Genomic DNA, 3,279 nt, shown 5'->3' on the forward strand with positions numbered 1-3,279 from the left:
TACGTGACGGACAACCCCTCAAACCTGGGGAAATACGTGACCGCTGACACCTTGCTGAGCGGAACACCTTGGTGAATTGCCTTGTTTCTAGGCCTTGCGACGTGCGCCAATGCCTGATCAGACAATGTCGGTGACACGGTCTGGGGAATCTTTTCGGCCGCCAGACTCAGCAAGTTCGAAAGCATCCTGGTCCTCTTGATCTCCATTGTGACGGTTGGCCGGTTCGCTGCGAGAGCATATTGATTCAGCGTTTCCGTCACGGCTAGTTCAGCTGCAGTGGCCGCATCGAGAGTCGCTCGCCTGTGTTCGTCATAGCGAGCAAGCGAACGCGCGTCACGGATCAGACGCCACGCTAGCGGCGGCCTCTGCGACGTCCCTGCAAGTGCGAAACACCGCTCAAGCTGGGCTCCGGTAAGGGCCTCACCGCAGTAGCCGCGTAAGTCACCAAAACGGATCGTTGAAAAACCTGGCGCCTCGCCGCCTGCCGGTTCTGGTACCCACATGGAGACAACGTCCAGTGTCGTACCACGGCGTTGCCGCCCAAGTCGGACTAGATCCTGAGAAGTAACGACGCCGATCCATTCGGCGAACCGTGGCCACCAAGCTGCATAGTCTCGTCCGAAATGCCCAACGGTGTCTTGAATCTCATCATCGTTTCCAGCTTTTCCTTCGGTTGTAAACCGAAGTCTCTCGACCAATGCGGCGGTGTAAATCGGTCTCAGCTCGGCTGATTCGGGGTCGTCGTACGGGTTCTGCAAGCAACCCCACTTGCTGTCGCCAGCGTATTTCGCTTCGGCTGCGTCAGCGGCATCGTGGGCGGCGCGTGACGCAGAGAATGGTGCTATCAAGTTGTACTGATGCTGATCAGCATCGAGCCGAGGTAGCTTCACGGTCATTGGGAAACACGCCGTGCTAGATTCGAAACTCGTATCGAGACAGTCGATTTGCACCAAGAATCCGGCTTCACAGGCTATTTCGCCTTCCATCTGCTTCTTGGTCAATTGCGGATCTCCCCTTTGTCCACGTCGCCGCTGAGCCCGTCGCGGGCGAAGCTGCCGACGGGCTCAGCCGTTCCTTCTTCCATATTGCTGAATTCTCGCTGCTGCACCAGGGCAATAGTCCAGTGCCTAGTGTTCCAAATTGGTTGTCCGCCTGGATGTTCCGGGCTACCGATTCTTCGGCTTCTTGTCTTTGCGGAGTTGTCGCTCCGCTGCGCGACGTTGCGCACGCCCGCCAGGTGACGCCGGGCGTGGCTCGGGTCCGTTGACAAATTCGTCAGTGAGACCGGTCTCTTGCACGTACCAATCCTTGAGGTCATTTGCAGCCTTGATATATTCGGACTTCTCGTCAGAGTTGATCTCGTTGATCCGCTGCACGAACCAGTTGAAGAAAGCGCTTGCGGTGTTGACGTAGCTCTCGATCACCGGCCCCAGATCGAAATGCTCGTCCTTTGCATTCAGGTAAGCCTTCGCCGAGCTAGACCAGCTTTTCGATTCCAGCAGCTTCGTCCGGTCGAGTGTCAGCCTGTTGATCAGTAGGCCCGGGAGGCCGGCGCCGCCGGAGAAGGTTGTGCTGATGCCGGGCAAGGGAATTGATCGATGCGTGCAGTAGTGGCGCAGCTCGGTCATGAATTCGGCTTCGCCGGTTTCGAAAGAGGCCTTGCGGTGCTCGGTGTACTCGCCCAACTCGAACTCGGACTTCTCGCCGAAGCAATGGCGCATAACTACCCGCTGTGCCTCGATCAGTGAAAACACTGACGTCAGATAGTTGTGCAGGTAGCGCACCAACTCGTTTTCGAATTCGTCGCCGACGTTCCGTGAGAAGCCGCGACGGCCGGTCAAGTACTCGGTGGCGTGGCGCGAAAGCTCTTGGGCGTTGTGGTGCATTACATGACCCGCTCGCCCAAGTGCTTCTAGGTCAAGCTTCAACTGGTAGCCCGGCATGGCTTCGAGCAAGGCCTTGCGCCGATCGAGCTCAATGCTCGTCGGGTTCGTCCAAGATTCCAGCACCATGGGCTCGCCGCAGTTCTCAGTAGGGCTGTGGGGTTCAGCAGTCATTGTGTTCGGGTCCGTACTTCCGGCTAGATGGGCGCACTATGGGCCCGTTCGCTGACCAGGGTACGAGAACATTTGTTCGATATTGATGTTTGGGAATCGCGTCGCACCGGATTAGTACGTTCGACGGACACTCGCGGTCCGGCGTTTGGAGGCGCGATGAGCGGCAGTACGCCCTCAGAAGGCTGGACAGAGTCGTTGCCCAAGTTGATGCCCATAGCGATCGCCTCGCCGCCTGGGCTCTGTCAGTGCACCACGCAAAGATCGAATGCAGCTTGGCCACAAGCTAGTCGATCGTCTACCGAGGGGTTGGGCGGTAGGCATTCACATTCGGTCACCTCGGGCGAGGCGCATTGCACCTCGTCGAGTCTCGGCCGGTCAGTCCTTCTGGAGGGCACCAAAACCGATTGGGATATGTCTGTGATGCGGCCGCTAGGTCCAGGTGACACCGGCTGTTGAGCACTGGCGGCGATCGGCCGCACAGCCTCTAACTAGTCCAGTCACCGCCTGCAACGCGGCGAAAAGTGAAGTTCGAAGCCCAACCTTCCGCGCAGACACTCTTGTACGCATGCTGGGCCACAGTCGTACGTATCAGTCCCACTAGTCATCAAGTACGGCTTGACACATGTCAGCGAAACCGTCGCTCTTTTGCACATTCGAGCGTTAGTCTGCACGGCAACATTTCCCTAGGCAAAGGCATTTCTGCGATGAGCGTGATCCCATTTGCGGTGAGCGGGACGGTGCTGGCGCTCGCTATCACGGTTTTGGTTGCCCCAACGGCTGCGGCTGATTCGGCTGGATATTTGCAGGAACTCGACCGTGCCGGTGTTCGCTACACAGATGATGCGATGGACGCGATGGTGCAGATCGGCGTGGCGGCATGCAACGAGTTTCGCGCGGGCCAGTCATTGCCGAAGATCGGCGCGAACGCTGCGAACCGTGGTGTCGGCATGGAGTCATCGATGGCCGTCATCCTTGCGGCGACTCGCAACTTATGTCCCGAGTTCTTCGCTCAAACATTCACCACGGCGGTCAGTAACGGATGGGTGAAATTCGATTAGACCGATAGCCGGGTGTGCTTCCGAGACATCGTGCGTGATTTCGAACCCACTACTCGAGCTCGGGCAGCTGCCACCAGCTCCCGAGCTCCAGGTCGAACGTCCCCGGCGAGTACCGTGGGCTTGACCCCTGATGGTGGACACCTAACTGGTGGGACTGCTGGTCC

At 58.3% G+C, this 3,279-nt stretch carries 3 protein-coding genes; 1 reads left to right on the forward strand and 2 read right to left on the reverse strand.

The window, feature by feature from the left end; genetic code table 11:
* Window positions 1-1,001: hypothetical protein (locus tag EB75_RS29110; protein ID WP_142239880.1), on the reverse strand; the 1,001-nt coding region annotated here is incomplete at its 3' end.
* Between the two features lie 165 nt (window positions 1,002-1,166).
* Complete coding sequence (locus EB75_RS28075) at window positions 1,167-2,057, reverse strand: hypothetical protein (protein WP_286150342.1); 891 nt, start codon at window positions 2,055-2,057, stop codon at window positions 1,167-1,169.
* Window positions 2,058-2,761: 704 nt separating this feature from the next.
* Between EB75_RS28075 and EB75_RS28080 the strand changes: the two genes are divergently transcribed.
* Window positions 2,762-3,115 carry a DUF732 domain-containing protein gene (locus tag EB75_RS28080; RefSeq protein WP_083612613.1) on the forward strand — a complete coding sequence of 118 codons (354 nt, stop codon included), beginning with the start codon at window positions 2,762-2,764 and terminating at the stop codon, window positions 3,113-3,115.
* The last annotated feature ends 164 nt before the right edge of the window (window positions 3,116-3,279 follow it).

Source organism: Mycobacterium sp. ST-F2, from assembly GCF_001905655.1.
In the GTDB taxonomy this organism is placed as follows: domain Bacteria; phylum Actinomycetota; class Actinomycetes; order Mycobacteriales; family Mycobacteriaceae; genus Mycobacterium.